Source organism: Paenibacillus sp. Y301, from assembly GCF_059445505.1.
In genome coordinates this window covers 258,874-279,373 of the sequence record NZ_JCAIUL010000001.1, presented here as the reverse complement: position 1 = coordinate 279,373, position 20,500 = coordinate 258,874, and the positions used below count along the sequence as shown (strand labels likewise).

18 protein-coding genes are annotated in these 20,500 nt (G+C 41.9%); 3 read left to right on the top strand and 15 right to left on the bottom strand.

The features are described from left to right. Positions 1-77: 77 nt before the first annotated feature. The 7 genes from rpoZ to AC1D69_RS01295 all read right to left on the bottom strand — a co-directional run bounded on the left by rpoZ (position 78) and on the right by AC1D69_RS01295 (position 7,981). On the bottom strand, positions 78-293 hold the full coding sequence (gene rpoZ, locus AC1D69_RS01325; RefSeq protein WP_495454343.1) for a DNA-directed RNA polymerase subunit omega: 216 nt from the start codon (positions 291-293) through the stop codon (positions 78-80). Between the two features lie 45 nt (positions 294-338). Further along, entirely contained in the window at positions 339-920 is a 582-nt protein-coding gene (gene gmk, locus AC1D69_RS01320) for a guanylate kinase (protein ID WP_495454342.1), read from the bottom strand. A gap of 13 nt (positions 921-933) precedes the next feature. Further along, positions 934-1,194, bottom strand: a complete 261-nt coding sequence (remA, locus tag AC1D69_RS01315) for an extracellular matrix/biofilm regulator RemA (RefSeq protein WP_006209218.1) — start codon at positions 1,192-1,194, stop codon at positions 934-936. A 56-nt stretch (positions 1,195-1,250) separates the two neighbouring features. Continuing rightward, a complete protein-coding gene (locus tag AC1D69_RS01310; RefSeq protein ID WP_495454341.1) occupies positions 1,251-2,144 on the bottom strand; it encodes a YicC/YloC family endoribonuclease in 894 nt (297 codons plus the stop codon). Positions 2,145-2,179: 35 nt separating this feature from the next. Continuing rightward, positions 2,180-4,054 (bottom strand): bifunctional homocysteine S-methyltransferase/methylenetetrahydrofolate reductase, encoded by a 1,875-nt coding sequence (locus AC1D69_RS01305; protein WP_495454340.1) that lies wholly within the window; start codon positions 4,052-4,054, stop codon positions 2,180-2,182. A gap of 213 nt (positions 4,055-4,267) precedes the next feature. Further along, entirely contained in the window at positions 4,268-5,104 is an 837-nt protein-coding gene (dapF, locus tag AC1D69_RS01300; RefSeq protein WP_495454339.1) for a diaminopimelate epimerase, read from the bottom strand. Positions 5,105-5,182: 78 nt separating this feature from the next. Continuing rightward, positions 5,183-7,981 carry a calcium-translocating P-type ATPase, SERCA-type gene (locus AC1D69_RS01295; protein WP_495454338.1) on the bottom strand — a complete coding sequence of 933 codons (2,799 nt, stop codon included), beginning with the start codon at positions 7,979-7,981 and terminating at the stop codon, positions 5,183-5,185. 226 nt (positions 7,982-8,207) lie between these two features. Here AC1D69_RS01295 and AC1D69_RS01290 point away from each other — a divergent pair, with 226 nt between their 5' ends. Further along, positions 8,208-9,974, top strand: coding sequence for an Rqc2 family fibronectin-binding protein (locus tag AC1D69_RS01290; RefSeq protein WP_495454337.1), 1,767 nt, complete (start codon positions 8,208-8,210; stop codon positions 9,972-9,974). Between the two features lie 178 nt (positions 9,975-10,152). On the opposite strand, the gene AC1D69_RS01285 is transcribed toward AC1D69_RS01290, so the two are convergent. The 8 genes from AC1D69_RS01285 to AC1D69_RS01250 all read right to left on the bottom strand — a co-directional run bounded on the left by AC1D69_RS01285 (position 10,153) and on the right by AC1D69_RS01250 (position 18,515). After that, positions 10,153-11,004: a PHP domain-containing protein gene (locus AC1D69_RS01285; protein ID WP_495454336.1), complete on the bottom strand. Its 852-nt coding sequence runs from the start codon at positions 11,002-11,004 to the stop codon at positions 10,153-10,155. A 39-nt stretch (positions 11,005-11,043) separates the two neighbouring features. Then, positions 11,044-11,934, bottom strand: coding sequence for a selenium metabolism-associated LysR family transcriptional regulator (locus tag AC1D69_RS01280; RefSeq protein ID WP_495454335.1), 891 nt, complete (start codon positions 11,932-11,934; stop codon positions 11,044-11,046). Between the two features lie 124 nt (positions 11,935-12,058). Continuing rightward, complete coding sequence (locus AC1D69_RS01275; protein WP_495454334.1) at positions 12,059-12,496, bottom strand: hypothetical protein; 438 nt, start codon at positions 12,494-12,496, stop codon at positions 12,059-12,061. A gap of 235 nt (positions 12,497-12,731) precedes the next feature. Further along, positions 12,732-12,995 carry a YlbG family protein gene (locus AC1D69_RS01270; protein ID WP_495454333.1) on the bottom strand — a complete coding sequence of 88 codons (264 nt, stop codon included), beginning with the start codon at positions 12,993-12,995 and terminating at the stop codon, positions 12,732-12,734. Between the two features lie 33 nt (positions 12,996-13,028). Further along, the gene (locus AC1D69_RS01265) at positions 13,029-13,463 is read right to left on the bottom strand and encodes a YlbF/YmcA family competence regulator (protein ID WP_495454332.1); all 435 of its coding nucleotides are present in this window, start codon (positions 13,461-13,463) and stop codon (positions 13,029-13,031) included. Positions 13,464-13,576: 113 nt separating this feature from the next. Next, complete coding sequence (locus AC1D69_RS01260; protein WP_495454331.1) at positions 13,577-15,265, bottom strand: helicase-associated domain-containing protein; 1,689 nt, start codon at positions 15,263-15,265, stop codon at positions 13,577-13,579. Positions 15,266-15,324: 59 nt separating this feature from the next. Beyond that, positions 15,325-16,986 (bottom strand): DNA repair helicase XPB, encoded by a 1,662-nt coding sequence (locus AC1D69_RS01255; RefSeq protein ID WP_495454330.1) that lies wholly within the window; start codon positions 16,984-16,986, stop codon positions 15,325-15,327. 341 nt (positions 16,987-17,327) lie between these two features. After that, positions 17,328-18,515, bottom strand: a complete 1,188-nt coding sequence (locus tag AC1D69_RS01250) for an amidohydrolase (RefSeq protein ID WP_495454735.1) — start codon at positions 18,513-18,515, stop codon at positions 17,328-17,330. Between the two features lie 341 nt (positions 18,516-18,856). On the opposite strand from AC1D69_RS01250, the gene AC1D69_RS01245 reads away from it, so the two are divergent. Then, positions 18,857-19,204 (top strand): YugN family protein, encoded by a 348-nt coding sequence (locus tag AC1D69_RS01245; RefSeq protein WP_495454329.1) that lies wholly within the window; start codon positions 18,857-18,859, stop codon positions 19,202-19,204. 15 nt (positions 19,205-19,219) lie between these two features. Then, complete coding sequence (ftsW, locus tag AC1D69_RS01240) at positions 19,220-20,464, top strand: putative lipid II flippase FtsW (RefSeq protein WP_495454734.1); 1,245 nt, start codon at positions 19,220-19,222, stop codon at positions 20,462-20,464. The last annotated feature ends 36 nt before the right edge of the window (positions 20,465-20,500 follow it).

Genomic DNA, 20,500 nt, shown 5'->3' with positions numbered 1-20,500 from the left:
ACCTTACGGTTGTTGGGTAACAAGACTACATACTGTCATTACAGTAACCATACGTAAACTTGCTAATATAAATGAAATTACTTGTTGTTCTCTTCCGCAGTTCCTGGTTCAATAACGATTAGATCAGCATATATTTCTTCCAGTGCAATGCCAACATTTTTATTGGATTTAGGATCTTTAATCGTTGTTTTGCCACCTTCACGCAATTGTCTTGCACGACGGGACGAAGCTACAACCAACGAATACTTACTGTCAACTTTGTTCATCATTTCATCAATGGAAGGATATAACATGATAGGACACCTCTTCTTTTATTATGAAGTTCAATAGAAACAGACTTAACATCGACTACTTCTAACCTTACAATGTTCGGCAATAACAATAGATTCTATTCGTTTGCATGCTGCATCAATCTCATCGTTCATTACAGCATAGTCATAGTGTCCCATTAAACCGATCTCGTCAACCGCAACCGAAAGTCTATGATCAATTGTAGCCTGACTCTCCGTTCCTCGACCACATATACGATCCTTCAACTCATCCAACGACGGCGGAAGAAGGAAAATAAATATGCCTTCTGGAAACTTCTCTTTCACTTCAAGCGCACCCTGCACTTCAATCTCCAGTATGATATCTTTACCACTCTCGAGGGTTCTTTCAACGAAATCACGGGGTGTTCCATAATAGTTACCAACATATTCAGCATATTCTAAAAGTTGATCATTCTGCATCATGAATTGAAACTCATCATGAGACTTAAAGAAATAATTCACTCCGTTCTCTTCACCAAGGCGAGGAGAACGTGTCGTTGCAGACACGGAATATACTAAATTATCCATCTTACCTCTTAACGCGTTACATACAGTACCTTTTCCGACCCCAGAAGGACCAGATAACACAATTAATAATCCTTTAGACATATTACTCTCCATCTTATTCGTCATTATCATCATCTTTGCTGGATAGACGATGAGCAACCGTCTCCGGTTGTACCGCTGATAATATGACATGATCACTGTCTGTAATAATGACAGCTCTCGTCCGGCGTCCGTAGGTTGCATCGATCAGCATATGCCGGTCTCTCGCTTCCTGGATAATCCGTTTAATGGGCGCAGATTCCGGGCTAACGATTGAAATAATACGGTTAGCTGATACAATGTTCCCGAAGCCGATGTTAATGAGTTTGATTGCCATATCTCAGTTCTTCCCCCTATACATTTGACACAACTCTGTCCGTAAATGCATGATGCTTATTCAATATTCGCTACTTGTTCTCGAATTTTCTCTAGTTCCGCTTTCATCTCAACAACACGGTTTACCAGAGGTAAATGATTAGCTTTTGATCCGATCGTGTTGACTTCCCTGTTCATTTCTTGAATAAGAAAATCTAACTTTCGACCGATACTTTCGTCCGCAAGAAGTAATTCCTTGCACTGCTTAAGATGACTTTGCAGTCGAATTAATTCTTCGTCAATATTGGAACGATCCGCATAAAGAGCAATTTCCATTCCGAACTTATATTCATCTAAACCCAATGAATGATCCTTCAGTTCAGAAAGTCTTTGTCTGAGCTTAGCTCGATGTTCCTCCACCACATGGGGTGCAAGAACTACCATCTCATCATGTAGAATCTGTAAATGCTGCAATCGTTGATCAATATCCTGTGCTAAATGAAGCCCTTCTTTGCAGCGCATGGCCTTCAAGCTATCAAGAGCCTTCCGAAGTCCTTCCTGAAGAACTTCACCCCATGCCTCTATATCCTCTTCAGCAGAAGACGAACCATCAGGGGAGAGCAGAACATCAGGAAGAGCGAGTATATCCTTCACTGTTAACTGACCTTCTAGACCATATTGGGTATGAAGATCATCAACAGCTTGCAAATACGCCTTTACGGCGGAATGATTTAATGTAGCGAATGCTGCATTTTCTAATTCCGCCTCTTTATTCATGTAAATATCAATCCGTCCGCGTTTCACGTACTGCTGTACCGTCTTCTTCAGAACATCCTCGAAGCACGTCCATTCCCGAGGCATTCTGAGTACAACTTCACAGTAACGATGATTCACGGATTTGATCTCTATTTCGACCTTATATCCCCCATATTGCAGGGTAGATTGACCGTATCCGGTCATACTGAATGACATCGGCACCACATCCATTAACCTATTGTAATTGATAATTATGAACGAAACAAGGGGGTCTGCTCTCGACCAGACTTCTGCCACACATACTCCATCAATTCAACACTCATCCCATAAAACATAAAAGGAGTCATAATGTAGATTCCATTAAAGTATTTCATAGCCTCATCTATCAATTCTTTCGCAATGGTAACTCCCATCGCTCTACCCTCTTCTCCTTCAAGACCACTCATGCGTGAACGAACTTCTTCAGATAGTTGAATACCTGGTACCTCGTTATGCAAGTATTCGGCATTCCGACCACTTGCAAGCGGCATAATACCAAGGAAAATTGGAATATCCAAGTGTGCTGTAGCTTCCTTCATAGATCTTATTAACTTGGGATCATACACAGGTTGCGTCATAATATAATCTGCGCCAGCAGCAATTTTCTTCTCTAACCGTTGTACTGCTTTATCCAGATACTTCACATTTGGATTAAAAGCTGCCCCTACCACGAAGTTAGCTTTCTGCTTCAATGGTTTTCCGGAGAAGGCTATACCATCATTCAGCTGTTTGATCATTCGTATAATTTCGAAAGAAGTTAAATCATAGACAGAACTTGACCCCGGCAAATCCCCAAATTTAGCAGGGTCTCCTGTAACCGCAAGAACATGGTCGATGCCAAGAGCATCAAATCCCATTAAGTGCGATTGTGTACCAATCAAGTTACGATCTCTACACGCAATATGAATTAACGGTCGCATTCCTGTCTGATCTTGTATTAAGTAACCTAAAGCCATGTTACTCATCCGGGTCACTGCAAGGGAATTATCTGCCAATGTGAGTGCATCACAACCCGCTTCCTTCAACGCCTTTGCTCCAAGCATAAATTTATTAATATCCAGATCACGTGGAGGATCTAGCTCTACTATAACCGTATGCCGTTTCTTAACAAGATCAACAATCGTTGGTTCACGATCATCGTCTCCATCATCAGTGATATGCTCATGTATTATATGTGGCACCGGCTGCTCTAACACGGGGGTTTTCGGAATAGGCTTGGGAATATAATTGGTTAGTGCACGTGACATCTCTTTAATATGTTCAGGAGTTGTTCCGCAACATCCCCCAATAAGTCGAGCACCCAAATCTGCAAATCGCACAGCCATTTGACCAAAATACTCCGGTGTTGCCGTATACCGAATTTCACCATCAACATAATCTGCAACCCCTGCATTTGGAAATACAGAGACGGGTATCGTTAAATGCCCCTCCAGGCTTTCAACAGCTCGTAGCAACCCGTTTGGACCTGAACGGCAATTGAAGCCAATCACATCAGCACCTTCTTGCCGTAAAATATGTAATGCTTCTGGCATCGTATATCCATCCAAAGTTCGTGCGACATCTTCTACAGCGAACTGGCATAATACAGGTAGATCACTAACTTTACGTACGCGGGATAGTGCAATCATTAACTCTTCAACATCATAGAACGTCTCTAACAATATACCGTCCACGCCTTCTGTAAGAAGAGAAGATATTTGTTGCTCAAAATGAGTCTTCAACTCCTTTGTGGAAACGTTGGTACGCTTCCCGCCACGAATAGAACCCACAGCACCCAGCACATATCCATTTGGACCTGCTGCATTTCTGGCAATCCTCACGCCTGCTCGGTTAATCTCATCTACCTTCGATTCCAATCCATACTTAGACAATTTATCATAGTTGGCAGAGAAGGTATTGGACTCCAACACCTGAGAACCTACGTCCACATATCGACGGTGAACATCCATAATGACCTCTGGAGCAGTCAGATTTAATTCTTCATAAGAAATGCCTACAGAAAAACCCATTTGATATAAAAAAGTACCCATCGCTCCGTCCCCGATCAGTACATTATTCTCCCATGCTTGTCGCAAATCCGGTTTCATGATTTCCCTCCATCCCTGTTCACAGTTTCGTATTAATGTATCACAGATTACTAGTAAAGATAAGGTAAAATCAGAAAAATAATTTAGTAAAAACGCGCCCGCTTCTTCCTACATAATGAGAGAATAGAAAAGCTTGTAGCCTAATATCTCTCGATACTCCGGGCTACAAGCTAAAATTAATATATGATAACACCTGGCATAGTGTCTCGTCTCTTACACGTCTATCTTTCCTGTATACACTACAGATGCTGGTCCTGTCATATACACATGGTTGTCATCTTCGTTCCATTCAATGAACAAGTCGCCACCCTTAAGGCTAATCACTGCAGAGCGATCAGTCATTCCATTCAATACGGATGAGACAAGCGTAGCACAGGCTCCTGTTCCACAAGCTAATGTTGGACCTGCGCCACGTTCCCATACACGCATATCCACATGTCCACGATCATGTACAGTCGCGAATTCTACATTAACCTTTTTAGGGAAGTATGGATGTACCTCAAGCGGTGGACCCCATTTCGCCAGATCAAACGATACCGCGTCATCCACGTAAATCACACAGTGTGGGTTCCCCATAGATACCGCTGTAAAATGAAACTGTTGACCATCTACCTCAAGCGGATGATTCACGATTGGATTAGCCATAAGTGTTGTTGGAATTTGAATACCATCAAGCATAGGTTCACCCATATCTACGGTTACTTTCTCTACATTTCCATCCTTCACTTGAAGGTGTACATGTTGAGCTCCCGCTCTTAACGTTTCAATCGTAATCCGATCATCCGTAACATACCCGTGATCATACACATACTTCGCCACACAACGAATCGCATTTCCACACTGCTCTGCTTCAGACCCATCTGAATTCATAATACGCATCCGAAAATTCGCAATCTCTGAAGGCAGTATATATACAAGTCCGTCAGCACCAATACCGAAGAATCTATTACATAAATTAACAGCTAACTCCCCCGCATTCTGCGGAAGCTCCTGCTCCCCATAGACAACTATAAAGTCATTCCCTAATCCGTGCATTTTTGTAAATTCCATTTCTATTTCGCTCCTCTACAGCATCTACAACTACTGTAAAATAGCATACCCTACAATCGTAGAGCGAATCTATTGATTTTATGCTGAAATCTTTGTACTTTTTGCCACGACGCGTTGTGCCCCACCACTTCTATTTTTTCTTCCTCCCCAGACACTACCAGCCCCCATCAAGAACGTCGGAATACCTGCTGCCACTAGTGTAATGGCCCATTCACGCAATCCAAGTGGAACGGTTTTGAATATAGGTTGAAGGGGTTCAATATAGAACACACCCAACATAAGAAGAATCGAAGATAGAACAGCCAGAACCAAATATTTATTCTGGAACGGATTACGATGGAACACGGAACGTGAACTACGGCAATCGAATACATGAAATAATTGGGCCATGACTAATGTGGCAAATGCAACCGATTGTGCCTTTAATAACTGTCCAGGTTGATCTGGAGCGACACGTAATGTAAGCCAAAATGCAGCTAACGTACATATCCCGATTAGAAATCCACGGCTAATAATTTTCCATCCAAGACGTCGAGCAAATATATTCTCTTTAGCACCCCGCGGTTTATGCTCCATCAAATCTTTCTCGGGTTGGTCAACACCTAAAGCCATAGCGGGTAACCCATCCGTAACAAGATTGACCCAAAGGATTTGAATCGGTAAAAGCGGTAGTGGAAGAGCAAGCATCATTGCAAAGAACATCGTTAAAATTTCCCCCACATTTGAAGCCAATAGATAGCGAATAAATTTACGGATATTCTCATAAATGTTACGCCCTTCTTCAATCGCAGCTACAATCGTAGAGAAATTATCATCACTCAGAATTAAAGATGATGCTTCCTTAGTTACATCGGTTCCCGTTATACCCATGGCAATACCGATATCAGCTGCTTTGATCGCAGGAGCATCGTTCACTCCATCCCCCGTCATAGCTACCACATGACCTTTACGCTGTAACGACTTAACGATGCGAAGCTTATGTTCTGGAGATACTCGTGCATAGACATAGATATGGTCTACCTTCGCATCCAGTTCATCATCACTTAATCGTGACAATTCCTGTCCAGATACAGCGATTCCACCCCTAGGCAGAATGCCCAGTTGTTGAGCGATAGCTTCCGCTGTCGTGCCATGGTCACCTGTAATCATTACCGTCTTAATCCCAGCGCGGCGACATGTTGCTATGGAGTCTCTCACTTCACGTCTTGGTGGATCAATCATCCCAGCAAGTCCGACGAAGATGAGTTGTGATTCAGCTTCTGATTCGCTGGCTACTTTTTCTTGCGGACGTAATTCCCGATACGCCGTACCTAGCACTCGTAGTGCACCAGAAGCCATTTCTTCATTTGCAGTCAACACTTGCTTACGCATCATCCCTGTGAATGGAATAACCTTTCCTCCCCACAGGATGTAAGAACATTGGTTCAGTAACACATCAGGTGCTCCCTTGGTGTATAGGAGTCTTCCTCCCTGATGATTCACAATAACAGACATAAGCTTTCGTTCCGAATCGAAAGGGAACTCTTTCTCACGTGTATACATACTTCCTAGCGAATGTGGAGACATTCCCATTTTGGATGAAAGAGTTACAAGCGCCCCTTCTGTAGGGTCTCCCTTTAAATCCCATGAAGATGAAGTTCCGCTCTCCTCTTTCAACTTCTTCTTCCCACGTGTCTCTTCAGAAACGTTCTCTACAATCTCAGAGTTATTGCACAACGCACTGATCTGAAGTAATCTACGCAGGCTTTGATCATTATTAATGTCTACAGGACGTTTTCCTTCTAGAATTTGTCCAATCGGAGCGTAACCGTCCCCTGTAACCTCCAAAGATCTACCGCCTACCCATACGGACGTAACAGTCATCTTATTCTGAGTTAACGTTCCTGTCTTATCCGAGCAGATCACAGATGCACACCCAAGGGTCTCAACAGAAGGTAATTTACGAACGATCGCTTTACGTTTAATCATCCGTTGTACACCAAGTGCCAACGCCACTGTAACGATAGCAGGTAATCCTTCAGGAATAGCAGCAACGGCCAAACTGACTCCAGCTAGCAACATCCCCATAGGGGGCTGTCCGTGTAAAATACCTGCAGCCACGACCATAATGGTCAATGCCAAAGATAGAATAATCAGAATTTTACCAAGCTGTTCTAATCGATGTTGTAAAGGCGTTTCCATGGATTCGGTATTCTGGATCAGATCAGCGATTTTACCCATTTCCGTGTTCATCCCCGTACGTACAACAATCCCCTTGGCCGTACCACGAGTCATCATTGTACCCATGAACCCAATATTTTTCTGATCGCCGAGCGGTACGTCTTCTTCACTTATGACTTGGCAATGTTTCGTAACGGGTAAGGATTCCCCCGTCAGTGCAGATTCCTCAATACTACAGCTGCTTGTCTCAATCCAACGCACATCGGCTGGAACTCGATCGCCACTTTCTAATAAAACAACATCCCCAGGTACTAAGAGGCGCGTTGATATAACGTCTAATTTGCCTCCTCGTAATACTTTGGCGCTTGGTGCAGATAACTGTTTGAGTGCACGAAGCGAACGCTCTGCACGAAATTCTTGAACAAATCCCAGTACACCATTTAAAAGAATAATAGCAATAATCGTTATAGCGTCTAAATATTCACCTAACAGCCCAGATATTAGGGTTGCCCCCATTAATACAACAACCATGAAATCTTTGAATTGGTTCAAAAAGAGAATAATAGGGGAGATACGTTTTCCTTCGGTCAACTCATTCAAGCCATTCTTCTCCCTGGCTTGTTTCACTTCCTCTTCCGTGAGGCCTTGTTGCGGTTGAACACCCATCACATGCTGCAGTTCTTCCGCATCCATCTGATGCCATTTTTTCAATTCCATGCTATCCGTTCCCTCCCGGTCTATCTGCAGTTTCGGTGGAGCAACAGCTTTTCCACCTGTTATAACGTAATAATATTCGGACAGGGGTTAAAATATCACAGACTAACCCCTTAAGTTTTTGTCCGAACTATGGCATCATAGAGAAAGACCATATTAAACGAGATACAACAAGCACAACTCAAATGATGGAATCATGCTTATTCATGATAGATGGGAGATATAGATTATGGCATTAGATGGGATCGTAACAAGGGCTATTGTACAAGAACTACAAGTATATAAAGGTGCCCGCATTAACAAAATATATCAACCAAATAACCGCGATATTCTTTTCACTCTGCGTTCTAGAGAAGGGAATTCTAAATTATTACTCTCGGTCAATCCGACTTATCCTCGCGTACAAGTCACATCAAGGAGCTTTCTGAACCCCACAGAAGCACCTATGTTTTGTATGTTGATGCGTAAACACTGTGAGAGTGGCACGATCGAAGATATTCAACAAGTAGGGATGGAGCGAGTGATACACATCTCTATTCGTCAACGGGACGAGCTTGGGGATGTATCCTTGAAGAAAATAATTATTGAGTTGATGGGTCGTCACAGTAATATTATTCTGATGGATGCTTCGACCGGGATGATCTTAGATGGGATCCACCATGTCACGCCTGCGATAAGCAGTTTCCGCATTGTCATGCCAGGTGTCGCTTATACAGAACCCCCAGAACAAAATAAGCTGAATCCTCTTGAAATCGATCAAGAGACATTCACGCAAACTTTTAATGAAAAAGAAACAGATCAAGAACCTATCTCTTGGATTGTCGCTTCTTTCAGTGGGATTAGTCCATTAATTGCACAAGAGATCGTATTTCGCGCACGTCAAAAGCTTGATGTAGCGACAGCGGTAGAAGGAATGGATCCTCTGATTCTATGGGAGGCCTTTTCCCAGGTCATGGAATCTGTAAGGCTCCACGATTATCATCCTGTCATCGGGACTAATGCTAAAGGGAAGTTAGTATTCTCTGCTATCCCTCTTATGATGGTAGATGGTGAGGTTACCCCTTACAATACCATCAGCGAATGTATGGAGGAGTTCTACGGAGATAAAGCCGAACGGGATACGGTTAAGCAGAAGGTAAGTGACCTACTTCGGTTTCTCACCAATGAGCGAACCAAGAATATTAAAAAGCTTGATCATCTAAACGAAGACTTACTCGAAGCTGGGGATGCCGATCAATATCGGATCTGGGGTGAACTTATCTTTGCATCCCTTCACACGATCAATAAAGGGGACTCATCCGCTCAGTTAATTAATTTCTATGATGAAGAACAGGCGACGATTACGGTCCCACTTGATCCGCTATTAAGCCCTTCTGATAATGCACAACGATATTTCAAAAAATATAATAAATATAAAAACAGTCTCGTTATCATCGATGAACAGTTGCAGAAGACTCGCGAAGAAATTCGATACATGGATGAATTATTGCAACAACTCGCCCATGCTTCCATGAACGACATTGAAGAAATTCGTGAGGAATTGGTTCAGCAGCAATATTTGCGAGATCGAAGTAAGAAGAATAAGAAGAAAAAAGTCAAAAAGAAAACAGATCGCCCTACGTTGCATGTATTTACTTCTTCAGAAGGAATCGATATTTACGTGGGTAAAAACAATCTGCAAAACGAGTATGTTACGAATCGTTTAGCTGGTCCAAATGACACTTGGCTGCACACGAAAGATATCCCAGGCTCACACGTTGTCATTCGTAGCGAAGAGTTCGGGGAAGCTACTCTTGAGGAAGCTGCTCAGTTAGCGGCCTATTACAGCCAAGCCAAAGAATCAAGTAGTGTACCTGTCGATACGACGTTAATCCGTCATGTACGTAAACCAAGTGGATCGAAACCTGGTTTTGTCATCTATGACCATCAGAAGACCCTATTCGTAACCCCTGATGAACGACGTATTAAGCAATTGGCAAGTATCATTAAGAATTAATAACGAAGAGTTAATCAAGTAGATGAAGAATGTATCATTACAGCTGCGAGACATTCGAACCAAAAGAAGGACCTGACAGAGAGCTATTCCGTCAGGCCCTTCTTTTAGTTATACCAGATTGAATCCTATTCATCTAACTCCTTAACCGTACAACAGTTAATCCGCAAATGTGCAATTCTCAGTCTTTCCCCTTCAATTGCTCCAATACATCTACCGGAACCGTAACGCTTCCGATATCACCATGAATTACGACACCTTGTCTTGCACCGTGGAAATCCGAACCACCTGTAACGATAAGGTCATATTCCTCTGCCATTGCCTGATAGCGTAACTCTTCCTCTTCCCCATGATCAGAATGATAGACTTCAATCCCAGCAGGATGAGCGCTCTCAATCATGTCACGAACGAGAATATCATCTTTATATAACCCTGGATGAGCTAGTACAGGTGTGCCCCCTGCTTCCCTAATCCAACGACAAGCATCTTCAGGACTTATACGCGGTTCCGATACAAAGGCTTGAGCTCCTTCTGCTAGATATTGATCGAAGGCATCCCGCATATTCAATGCATAACCCTTATTAACTAATACATCAGCTATATGTGGACGCCCAATACTCTCATCAGGGAGTAACGGACGACCTAACCCTTGAACAACTTCATCTAAGGTAATAGTGATTCCTAACTCCTGAAGTTTACCTATAATTTTCCCATTGCGTAGCTGCCGTGTCTCACGCAGTTCTCCAAGACGAGAGAGAAACTGGTCATTTTTGTAATCCACGTAATATCCGAGCACATGAATATCTTTCCCCCCAGCACGGGTGCTGATCTCAACACCTGGCACGACAACTATATTGTATTGTTTGCCTGCTGCCAGGGCTTCTTCAATTCCAGCTACAGTATCATGATCAGTAATAGCTAGAGCAGCAAGACCTTTCTCTTTAGCTAACTGAACATTAACCTTAGGGGCTTGCATCCCATCAGAAGCTTGTGTATGCGTGTGAAGATCGCAGCGTCCTTGCATTTGGTACATCTTAACCTCTCCTTCATTATCGTTATGGTCTGATCGATTTTATTGTTGTTGTCTTAAAAAGGAAAGAAAGGTCACTGCCGAAATAGGCAGCAGGGTTGACTTCAAATGTATAGCATAAAATTTCCGTTTAAACTCTACATGATGAATATCAATAATCTTGACCAACCCTAGAGCTGTCTCGTGTTTCACCGATGAAGGGGACAACATGGTAATACCTAGTCCCGCTTCAACAGCAGACTTCACAGCTCCGGTACTTCCCAACTCCATCACTGTCTGAATGTGATCTGGATTATAACCCTGCTGAAGTAATTGATCTTCCATCACTTGACGTGTCCCAGATCCCTGTTCACGTAACACAAAAGGGTATTGCAATACTTCTTCCAAATTCACTGCATCTCTTGTAGACAGGGGATGCCCAGCAGGAACAATCAATTTTAACTCATCTTGCATGACAGCATCGATTACCATATCCGGATGTTGAATCGGCGCTTCAATAAGTCCAAAACTAAGTTGATGTTTACATATTTCCTCGATTAGTTGTGTCGTATTCATCACTTTCATCATGATATTGATTTGAGGGTATTGCTGACCGAAAGGTCCTAGTAACCTTGGTAACACATATTCACCTATAGTTAAACTAGCTCCAAGCTGTAGTCTTCCCTGTAACATATGAGCAAAGGAAGACATGGCCACATCTGTCTCCCTAGCAATCTCAATACTTTTTTGTGCATAAGGAAACAGCGCCTTTCCTGCTTCGGATAATTCAATTTTTTTGGTAGATCGATTAAGTAGTTTTGTCCCGTAATACTCCTCTAACACTTGCACCTGCATAGTTACAGCTGGTTGTGTCATATGAAGCACTTGTGCGGCGGAGGAGAAGCTCCCACGCTCAGCAACGGTATGGAATATATGAAGCTGGTGAAAATTCATAACTTACCTCCCCCTCTTCGTGATTCTATTTTAATTGTAACGGAACATATGAAATCACACAAAAAAAACATGCAGTCACATAGCTGCATGCTAAAATTACACGTAAATCAATAGATTTCTAGTTTCACTTACGTTTACGGGTATTCTTAATCAGAGTCATCCTACGCGTATGTCTCAACCAAGAATAATATGTTTTTAAATCTCTTAATTCGATCGTCTCTGACATTCTTCCTAAGTAAGTAACAATAATCATCTTATGAAGAGGATTCCCCGTGAGATCCACTTCATTCTCAAGTTCGGTAAACTCAGCCACAACGACTAGATCTTCATCAATCAAATAAACGTCTTGTTCATTACGATAATACGGTGTAATCCGATTTTGCTTTAGACATTCCCACATCCATGTTGCTATCTTATCATAATCTGTCTCTCCACCTTGAACCCGATCCATATATCGAATTCTCGCATGGCTAGTGATGACGATGTCGGCTATCCGCTTATCACCTAGAACCACATTAAAGGGTTCATATGTGCTCCAACGTTCCATCTCCTTGTCGCGCATGCGTATCACTCTCCACCATATAGGTCTTTATGTCTATTTATTTATGTATTTATACCTATCATATTACATTAAATACCTATGATTCACAAGCTAGTTTCCAACTGTTCTCCAACAAATGAGATCCGATCATAATATAACTGTATAAAATTAAAAAAACGGCCCTTCACAGGGCCGTATGATCGTCATAGATAAAAAAGAGATGGTGAAATATAATTAACTCACTTCTAAAGTAATTCTAAAGACCGTAATAACTTGTTTTATCAGGGATATCACTGCTATATTCAGTCTGAATTTCGTTACGATATGAACGTTCAATCTTACGTACATAGGAAAGCCGGCGAATGTTCTTAGAAACTTCCTCTGCACGGTCTGCATTGACATACATTACGACGTAATGCATTTTTTTGGATATATAATGAACTGTTCCGTATTTCTCAAGATTCCTAGCCGCTTTCAAATCATTTACCCAAATAATATAACCTGTTCGTTCTGCAAACATCTTCTTTCCACCTCTCTTTCTACAACTTCCACTCTATCCGCAAGAACATGAACCACCACTTCCGCAACCTTTGGGCTGTGGATCATTACTAGGAACTTTGATGGTATTCGATACCGAGAATGCTATAGTCTCAGACATTTGATGGAGCAAATCATCGAGCCTTTTCTCTGCCCAATGGAAATTCCGAACTTCCTCAAACATCTCAAGTTCTGTTTCCACCGCATGTACAGCATCTTTGGCCGCATGATAATCGGGATGAAAATGCCCAAAACGCTGGGTTTCATCAAACAATTCCTTCTTAGAGGCTAATTTCTTCACTAATGACTGAATACCCTCATTAGCATCAACTTGCTGCTTCCAATATAGATAATCTGACACATCGACAGACTGATTAATCAAATCGCCTAATTCATAGGCGTACATCAACACTTGTGCCATGTCGACTGTTTGTAATTCTGATACGCTCATGAACTTCACCCTCTACTATAAAAAATTCTACTATCTTTCTTCGTAGACTATTTCATCATATCATATCAAACACATCTTATGAAGGGTTTTCCATTTCGTGTCATATGGTTTTATTAGGTGAAATTAGGCACAATCAATCTTATTTCATTCCAATCACTTGGAGACATTTGAGTTCGTTCATATTTCTGCATGTGAGCGTTATATAATTCTCCTGATATCTCATAAGGATTGGTTGTAATATGTAACGGAATGAAGTCTACTTCGTTTCCTTCCAGAGATAGCTTCACACTAGTCTTCCACAAGATAGCTTGTTCCATTAATTGAATTCCTGTCGACAAATGGTAACTTCTGAAATCCTTAATCCACATCTTCGGAATGTGTTCCATGCCTTGAAATAATGTCTCACGTAATGGTTGATCATCATCCACTCCCACTCCCTGCTTACCATAATCATCTTTATAGAAACTTTGTATTTCATAATTATCTGTTTCATTCTCGTATTGTACTATCCACTTATTCTCAACACATGCTCTATCCAATAACTCTCCTTCATTCGTATCCTTAGCCCATTGTCTGATGGCCAATGATATATGTTCCGGAACTCCCATCTCAGCATGCTCCGTCATGAAAGAGATCATCTCGTTAACTCCTCCCCCTTTTCTCACTGCTTGCAGAATACTGGACTTCGTGAGTCGATAGATCGATGTGCGATCACTCTTATGGATTTCTGTAAACATCATGAGTTTCCACCGTAATCGATAGGGTACATCCGGTAATACAATAATATCGAAGTCAGGTTGTACATAGAATTTACTTATCCTCACATCAGGAAGTATGGTTAAACTCCCCTTATCGAAAACACTGGCATCACGTACTTCATCTGCAGAAATTCGCCATCGATAACAAATACGGTGATCTGGTAACATCCCTACGTCCATCCAGCCAAAGCCTGCAAAAGCATATAGCCATGCATTAGCTCGTGTCCTCATTTCGTATAGCTGTGAAGGTTCTACCATCTGTTGCTGAACCATCCATTCTAAAAGAAGTTCCATTTCAACCCACTGTCCTGATACAAATGGTGGTTGACAGATGGAACACCATAAATGTTGCATTTTTGAATCCTCTGAAGCATATCGCTCGATTACTATTTTTAGTAAAATGTTGGTCATTTGCGCCGTATTCCTATTTATCCAAGTATATAGTACCTTCTTTCGAAGAACGATCTGTCTTGGTTCTCTCGTAACTAATTGCAAGTCATGGAGTAAATCTAAGATAAGGTTAATATGTAATGGGGCATTTTCATCATTAGATACTTGTAATGTGAGCCCCTGTAAATCCTCACACTCTAGATTTATTCTATCTGCGATCTTCTGGATACTTTTCTTATGTACAGTACCTTTAGAGGTAAGTGGAAGTTGTTCAGTTGCGATAAATACCAAGGCATGGAACACATCTAGAGCTAGCCCAGATTTAGCCTCCTTCATGAGAAGCACGTCTTCGTTCATTTCTATATGTTGATGTGTGTATAACATGTGGTGAAGCACCGCTAGATGGTCCATTGGGATATAATATAACCGCTCTCCCCATGTGTTCATAACAGCTTTTATGTATCCCTTTTCCCTAAGAATCAAAAACGCTAGGAGATGCTCCGCCCCAGTGTATCCTTCCATTCGCAATTTCATGAAACTTGCATCATCGAAAGATTGACCAGCGAAACAAGCATAAGTTCTTCTCAGTATTTCTAATTCCCTAGAACGTAATGAATTTGTACCAACGACCTTTTCATTAGGATCTATATTCATAGAAAGAACCCTCCTCCCTTACCTAATCAGCTGTTACGATTCAATCTGCCTGCTAACCTCTAGGTCTGAATGGTATATTCGTACCCTTGTTCAATGAGAAACATCTGACGTTGAATGGCGAAATCCTCTTCTTTACTGTCTTTTGTTACAATCGTATAAAAATAAGCGCTATTATCTGTAGCTTTAGGACGTAGAATTCTACCTAATCTTTGTGCTTCTTCTTGGCGAGATCCAAAACTCCCAGACACTTCAATCGCCACGGACGCATCGGGCAGATCTACAGCGAAGTTAGCCACTTTGGACACTACAAGAATTCTCACCTTCCCTTTTCTAAAAGAATCATATAAAAAAATCCGTTCCTGCTGCGACATTTTCCCCGTAATCAGTGGTGCTTGAATAGCGTCAGCAATCCATTCCAATTGATCTAAGTATTGGCCGATAATAAGAATACCAGCCTGGGAATGTTGCTGTACAATACGTTGAATGACAGATAATTTAGCTGGATTCTCCGCTGCGATCCGAAACTTGTGTCTCCCCTCCGCGCAGTGATAAGTATCCTTCATCTCATTAGTCATTGGTACTCTGATCTCAACACAGTCAACCTTAGCAATCCAACCCTGCGACTCCAAATGTCTCCAAGGCATATCATACCGTTTCGGTCCTACTAAGGAGAACACATCTTGCTCACACCCATCTTCACGAACCAATGTAGCTGTTAGTCCCAAGCGACGTGTCGCCTGAATTTCAGCCGTAGCCCGAAATACGGGAGCCGGTAACAAATGGACCTCATCATATATAATGAGACCCCATTGTCGTTCATTAAATAACTTCATATGTTCGAATTCGCTGTCTTTTGTGCGTCGATGGGTAAGAATCTGATAGGTTGCCACCGTTACAGGTTTAACCTCTTTCTTTTGTCCAGAATACTCACCTATGTCAGAACATTGTAATGTTGTCTTCTGTTGTAGCTCATCCATCCACTGCCTCACTGACGTTGTGTTGGACGTTAAGATTAATGTCTCACATTGTAATCTCTCCATCACAGCCATCCCAATGACCGTTTTACCAGCTCCACAGGGAAGAACTACTACGCCACTGCCTCCACTACCCGTAAGGCCCTCAAAAGCTTGGAGTGCATCCGTCTGATAATCGCGTAATTGAAATGTCTGTCCATTCCCATCTTTCTTCCAAGAAAATGATAACGCTTGACCAGCATCATAACCAGCCAGATCAAGAATCGGATATCCTAGTCTTGTCAATTCTTGTTTGAGCCATCCGCGCCGAGCTGCATGTATGGCCAATTCCGTCATAGAGACTCGACGTATGCTCATGGTAAGCATTCCCGTCCGTTCAATAACTTCATCTATCATTTGTGAGTCTGTACTCTTCAGAATAAGTTGATATGGAACATCCCGATCCGCTACAAGGGTGAGCTTGCCATAACGGGAGACGAGTTCTCGAATGTCCTGTATCAATCCTAAGGGTACATCCCATCGCGACATCGATTGAAGACTTTCAAGAACTTTCGTTGCAGACCATCCTAGAGCAGCAGCGTTCCATAAAGAGAGTGGCGTAATGCGATATGTATGAAAAGATGAAGGGCTCTTTACTAATTCTGCATAACAAGAAAGTTGCTCACGCGCTTCATCAAATGCGGGATGACCGCATTCTAGCAGAACTGTACGATCACGCTGTACAATACCTGGTTTACTGTTATCCATCCCTAGTTCCTCCTAATCATTCATTGATTCGAATATTGATCTATAGCTTCAATACAAGTAGAAACGACAATGCGGTCCTTTTTCAAAGACGGCACCCATTTCAGCAGAAATATAAGAAAGTATCAATATACTTTCTTAATATTTAGAAGAAGCCCATCTCTAGAGGTACTAGAGATGGGCTTCTTGTTATCCAATGAGGATAAAGAATAGGATACCGTTTACTCCATGCATGGATATCGAGTTCCATCGAACATCCCTCTCTTGAGAAGTATCTTTTCCCAAATCAGAGAGGATCATGCAATACGACACCACTAAACTTCAACATTAGAGGATTGATTCATTTATTTTCCTTCTTGTGATTGTGACAAATATGATTCTACCATGGCTACAAAAAGTTTAACCCCATGCGTCATAGCTTCTTCATCAAAGTCAAAGAGAGGATGATGATGCGGATAGTTCATTCCTTTATCCGGATTCCCTGCACCTACAAACATAAAACACCCAGGTATTTCTTGAACATAATAAGCAAAATCCTCTGCCGGCATAAGCTTGGGTAGTGTCTGGACACAACCCGATGTAAATATTTTCTCCGCTTCATCAAAGAAACGTTGCACTTCATAAGCATCATTTACAAGTGGGGGATATCCCATTACATAGTCAACAGAAGCTTCTGCACCATAGGCTTGAGCCGTTAGAGATGTCATCGATTCAATTCTTTGCCGAATTAGGTCTCTTGTATTCTCATCGAAAGTTCGAACCGTGCCAGAAATTTGACATTTCTCTGCTATCACATTCTGTGCAGTCCCCCCTTTGATGGTCCCCACAGTTACAACCGCTGGTAGAAGAGGATCTGTCGAACGACTAACAATACTTTGTAATTGCATCACGAGCGCCGAACCAGCAACAATACTATCGATGGTCACATGAGGAATTCCTCCGTGTCCACCCTTCCCGATAATATCAATAAAGAATTCATCAGCCGCTGCCATAAAAGGACCTGCAACGCTCCCAACTACTCCTAATGGTAGGGGAGTCCACAAATGAATGCCATAGATAACGTCCACGCCATTCAATACACCACCCTTAATCATACCCTGAGCACCCCCAGGACACACTTCCTCTGCTGGCTGAAATATAAATACAATGTCCCCTCGAACCTGACTTCGACGCTGACTGAAATAGGATGCCACACCTAACAATATGGAAGTATGACCATCATGGCCACAAGCATGCATAACGTCTTTCACTTCTGAAGCATAATCACATTGCTTCTCATCTTGAATAGGCAGAGCATCCATATCTGCTCGTAGCGCAACTTTCCCTCCAGGGAGTTCTCCTTTCAGGGTTGCTACCACACCGTGACCGCCCCCGAAGTTCGTCTGCACGTCAATACCTAGTTCGCGCAATGTTGTAGCTACGAATTCAGATGTATTCTTTTCTTGATAAGACAATTCAGGATGACGATGCAAAAATCTTCTCCACTGTATCATTTTATTTTCTATTTCATTTAGAAGCATTTCTTCAATCATCATCATCCGCTCCTATTCCATATATTTAATCTAAAGCCCTTATCCACTAATTTAGCTATGAGCCCCTGCCGTTGGCATAACAATAGTCCATGAGCTTATACGCTATCTTTATAGCTTATGTATCTTACGATTTACTAGCTGAGCATGAGGATATGGTAAATTCCCTGATTCATCTTCATGCTTCTCCTCTCTCGAAAGCGCTTATTTCTTTTCTTGTTCCATTGTATCAGAATTAGCTTCAGAGTGGGTATTCACCTCTATCCTTGCTTGCACAAGTTACCGAAACATAATATCATGAATAAAGAGCTTTAGAGGTTGATGAATAAGGAGATGAATGAACGATGATTATTGAGAATACAGGACTAGATGGGCTAAAGTGTGACTTAGCTTATATGGATGAATCCGCAGAGAAGTCAGGGTTTTTCCGTTGGCAATGGGAGTATTACCGTGCTACATATGAGTATAAAATCGAAGATAAGAACAACCAGGAGGAGTACTTTGTACGTATAAACACACGTGCAATCGAGGGCAAATTAGAGCAACCGGATACGATTCTTGCTGTAGAAGCTGTATACATGGGTAAAGGAACATTTCCTCATGGACTGGATTATGAAACACCTATTCCTGGGCCTATCCAAGCGATTGCTAATAAGAAATTGCAACAGTTCAAAGCAACTCTTGAAGCATAACGTGGTAATCCAATGATGAAGGAAAATAAGCCCCAGCCCAAGAAGGGGATGCCCGATTTCCAGTTACTTATCCTCACACTTCTACTCGTCGGATTTGGGCTCCTCATGGTTTTCAGTGCTAGCTCAAGTCTTGCCGTTTCCAAAGAGGCGTATCACTATGATGCTCTTTTCTTCACGAAACGTCAGTTCATATCTGTTGTTCTAGGTATTTCCCTTATGTTTATCACCATGAATATTCCTTATAATAAGTACAAGAAACTCTTTATTCCCTTTTTTATTGTGACAATTCTAATGCTGATTCTAGTACCTTATTTCGGAGACTTGCGAAATGGAGCTAGGAGCTGGTTCCAATTCGGACCGTTCAGCATCCAACCTACCGAGTTTGCTAAGCTTGCAACCATACTTTACCTTTCGGCTCTGATCACCAAAAAAGGTGAACGATTACGGAACCTTAAGAAAGGGTTCATTCCTGTAATCATGATTGCAGGGGGTGTTGCAGGGCTAATCATGCTGCAACCCGATTTAGGTTCTTGCATGATTCTAGTTGGTACCTGTGGCCTTATCATCTATGCAGGTGGGGCTAACATGAAGCATATTATGGGATCTGTCGGACTATTTGTTCTAGGTGCCGGTCTTGTGCTCGGAGTGAGCACACTCATTGACACTCTATCTCATTCCGACACTGCAAGTTCTGTTGATCAGAACTATAAGAAAGACTATAAGAAAGACTATAAGAAAGATCGTTTTACTGTTTTTCTAGACCCATGGAAAGACCCCCAAGATACGGGGTATAATCTAATTCAATCTCTAACGGCTATAGGACAAGGTGGAGCAACAGGTTCTGGATTTGGTCAAAGTATTCAGAAACTCCATTACCTTCCGAACGCATACAATGACTTTATCTTTTCCGTTATTGGTGAGGAATTTGGATTCATCGGTACTGCCTTCTTCCTTTTGTTCTATTTATATTTCATTTGGAGAGGTATTCTAGTTTCACTGCGATGTCCAGACCCCTTCGGAACGTTGGTAGGGATTGGAGTCATGGGACTCATATCTATTCAAGCATTTATTAATATCGGCGGGGTTACTCAGACCATTCCACTTACAGGTGTCACCCTACCATTCATTAGTTATGGTGGATCATCTACACTGGTCATGTTAATAAGTATGGGTATTGTGTTGAGTATTTCGCGTGAGAGCAATAAACCTATAAAACAAGAATATATTAAATCACAAAAAGACTACCGGGCATCCCGGTAGTCTTTTTGTGTGTAATCACTTCATGTCAGAAAACCA

Excerpts from the sequence above, each read along its gene's own strand:
- AC1D69_RS01310 (WP_495454341.1), bottom strand. The coding sequence starts at position 2,144 with ATGTCATTCAGTATGACCGGATACGGTCAATCTACCCTGCAATATGGG.
- AC1D69_RS01275 (WP_495454334.1), bottom strand. The coding sequence starts at position 12,496 with ATGCGCGACAAGGAGATGGAACGTTGGAGCACATATGAACCCTTTAAT.
- AC1D69_RS01260 (WP_495454331.1), bottom strand. The coding sequence starts at position 15,265 with ATGAATATAGATCCTAATGAAAAGGTCGTTGGTACAAATTCATTACGT.
- AC1D69_RS01280 (WP_495454335.1), bottom strand. The coding sequence starts at position 11,934 with ATGAATTTTCACCAGCTTCATATATTCCATACCGTTGCTGAGCGTGGG.
- AC1D69_RS01265 (WP_495454332.1), bottom strand. The coding sequence starts at position 13,463 with ATGAGCGTATCAGAATTACAAACAGTCGACATGGCACAAGTGTTGATG.
- AC1D69_RS01285 (WP_495454336.1), bottom strand. The coding sequence starts at position 11,004 with ATGTACCAAATGCAAGGACGCTGCGATCTTCACACGCATACACAAGCT.
- AC1D69_RS01305 (WP_495454340.1), bottom strand. The coding sequence starts at position 4,054 with ATGAAACCGGATTTGCGACAAGCATGGGAGAATAATGTACTGATCGGG.
- AC1D69_RS01290 (WP_495454337.1), top strand. The coding sequence starts at position 8,208 with ATGGCATTAGATGGGATCGTAACAAGGGCTATTGTACAAGAACTACAA.
- gmk (WP_495454342.1), bottom strand. The coding sequence starts at position 920 with ATGTCTAAAGGATTATTAATTGTGTTATCTGGTCCTTCTGGGGTCGGA.
- ftsW (WP_495454734.1), top strand. The coding sequence starts at position 19,220 with ATGAAGGAAAATAAGCCCCAGCCCAAGAAGGGGATGCCCGATTTCCAG.
- AC1D69_RS01255 (WP_495454330.1), bottom strand. The coding sequence starts at position 16,986 with ATGGATAACAGTAAACCAGGTATTGTACAGCGTGATCGTACAGTTCTG.
- AC1D69_RS01295 (WP_495454338.1), bottom strand. The coding sequence starts at position 7,981 with ATGGAATTGAAAAAATGGCATCAGATGGATGCGGAAGAACTGCAGCAT.
- AC1D69_RS01245 (WP_495454329.1), top strand. The coding sequence starts at position 18,857 with ATGATTATTGAGAATACAGGACTAGATGGGCTAAAGTGTGACTTAGCT.
- dapF (WP_495454339.1), bottom strand. The coding sequence starts at position 5,104 with ATGGAATTTACAAAAATGCACGGATTAGGGAATGACTTTATAGTTGTC.
- remA (WP_006209218.1), bottom strand. The coding sequence starts at position 1,194 with ATGGCAATCAAACTCATTAACATCGGCTTCGGGAACATTGTATCAGCT.
- rpoZ (WP_495454343.1), bottom strand. The coding sequence starts at position 293 with ATGTTATATCCTTCCATTGATGAAATGATGAACAAAGTTGACAGTAAG.
- AC1D69_RS01250 (WP_495454735.1), bottom strand. The coding sequence starts at position 18,515 with ATGATTGAAGAAATGCTTCTAAATGAAATAGAAAATAAAATGATACAG.
- AC1D69_RS01270 (WP_495454333.1), bottom strand. The coding sequence starts at position 12,995 with ATGTTTGCAGAACGAACAGGTTATATTATTTGGGTAAATGATTTGAAA.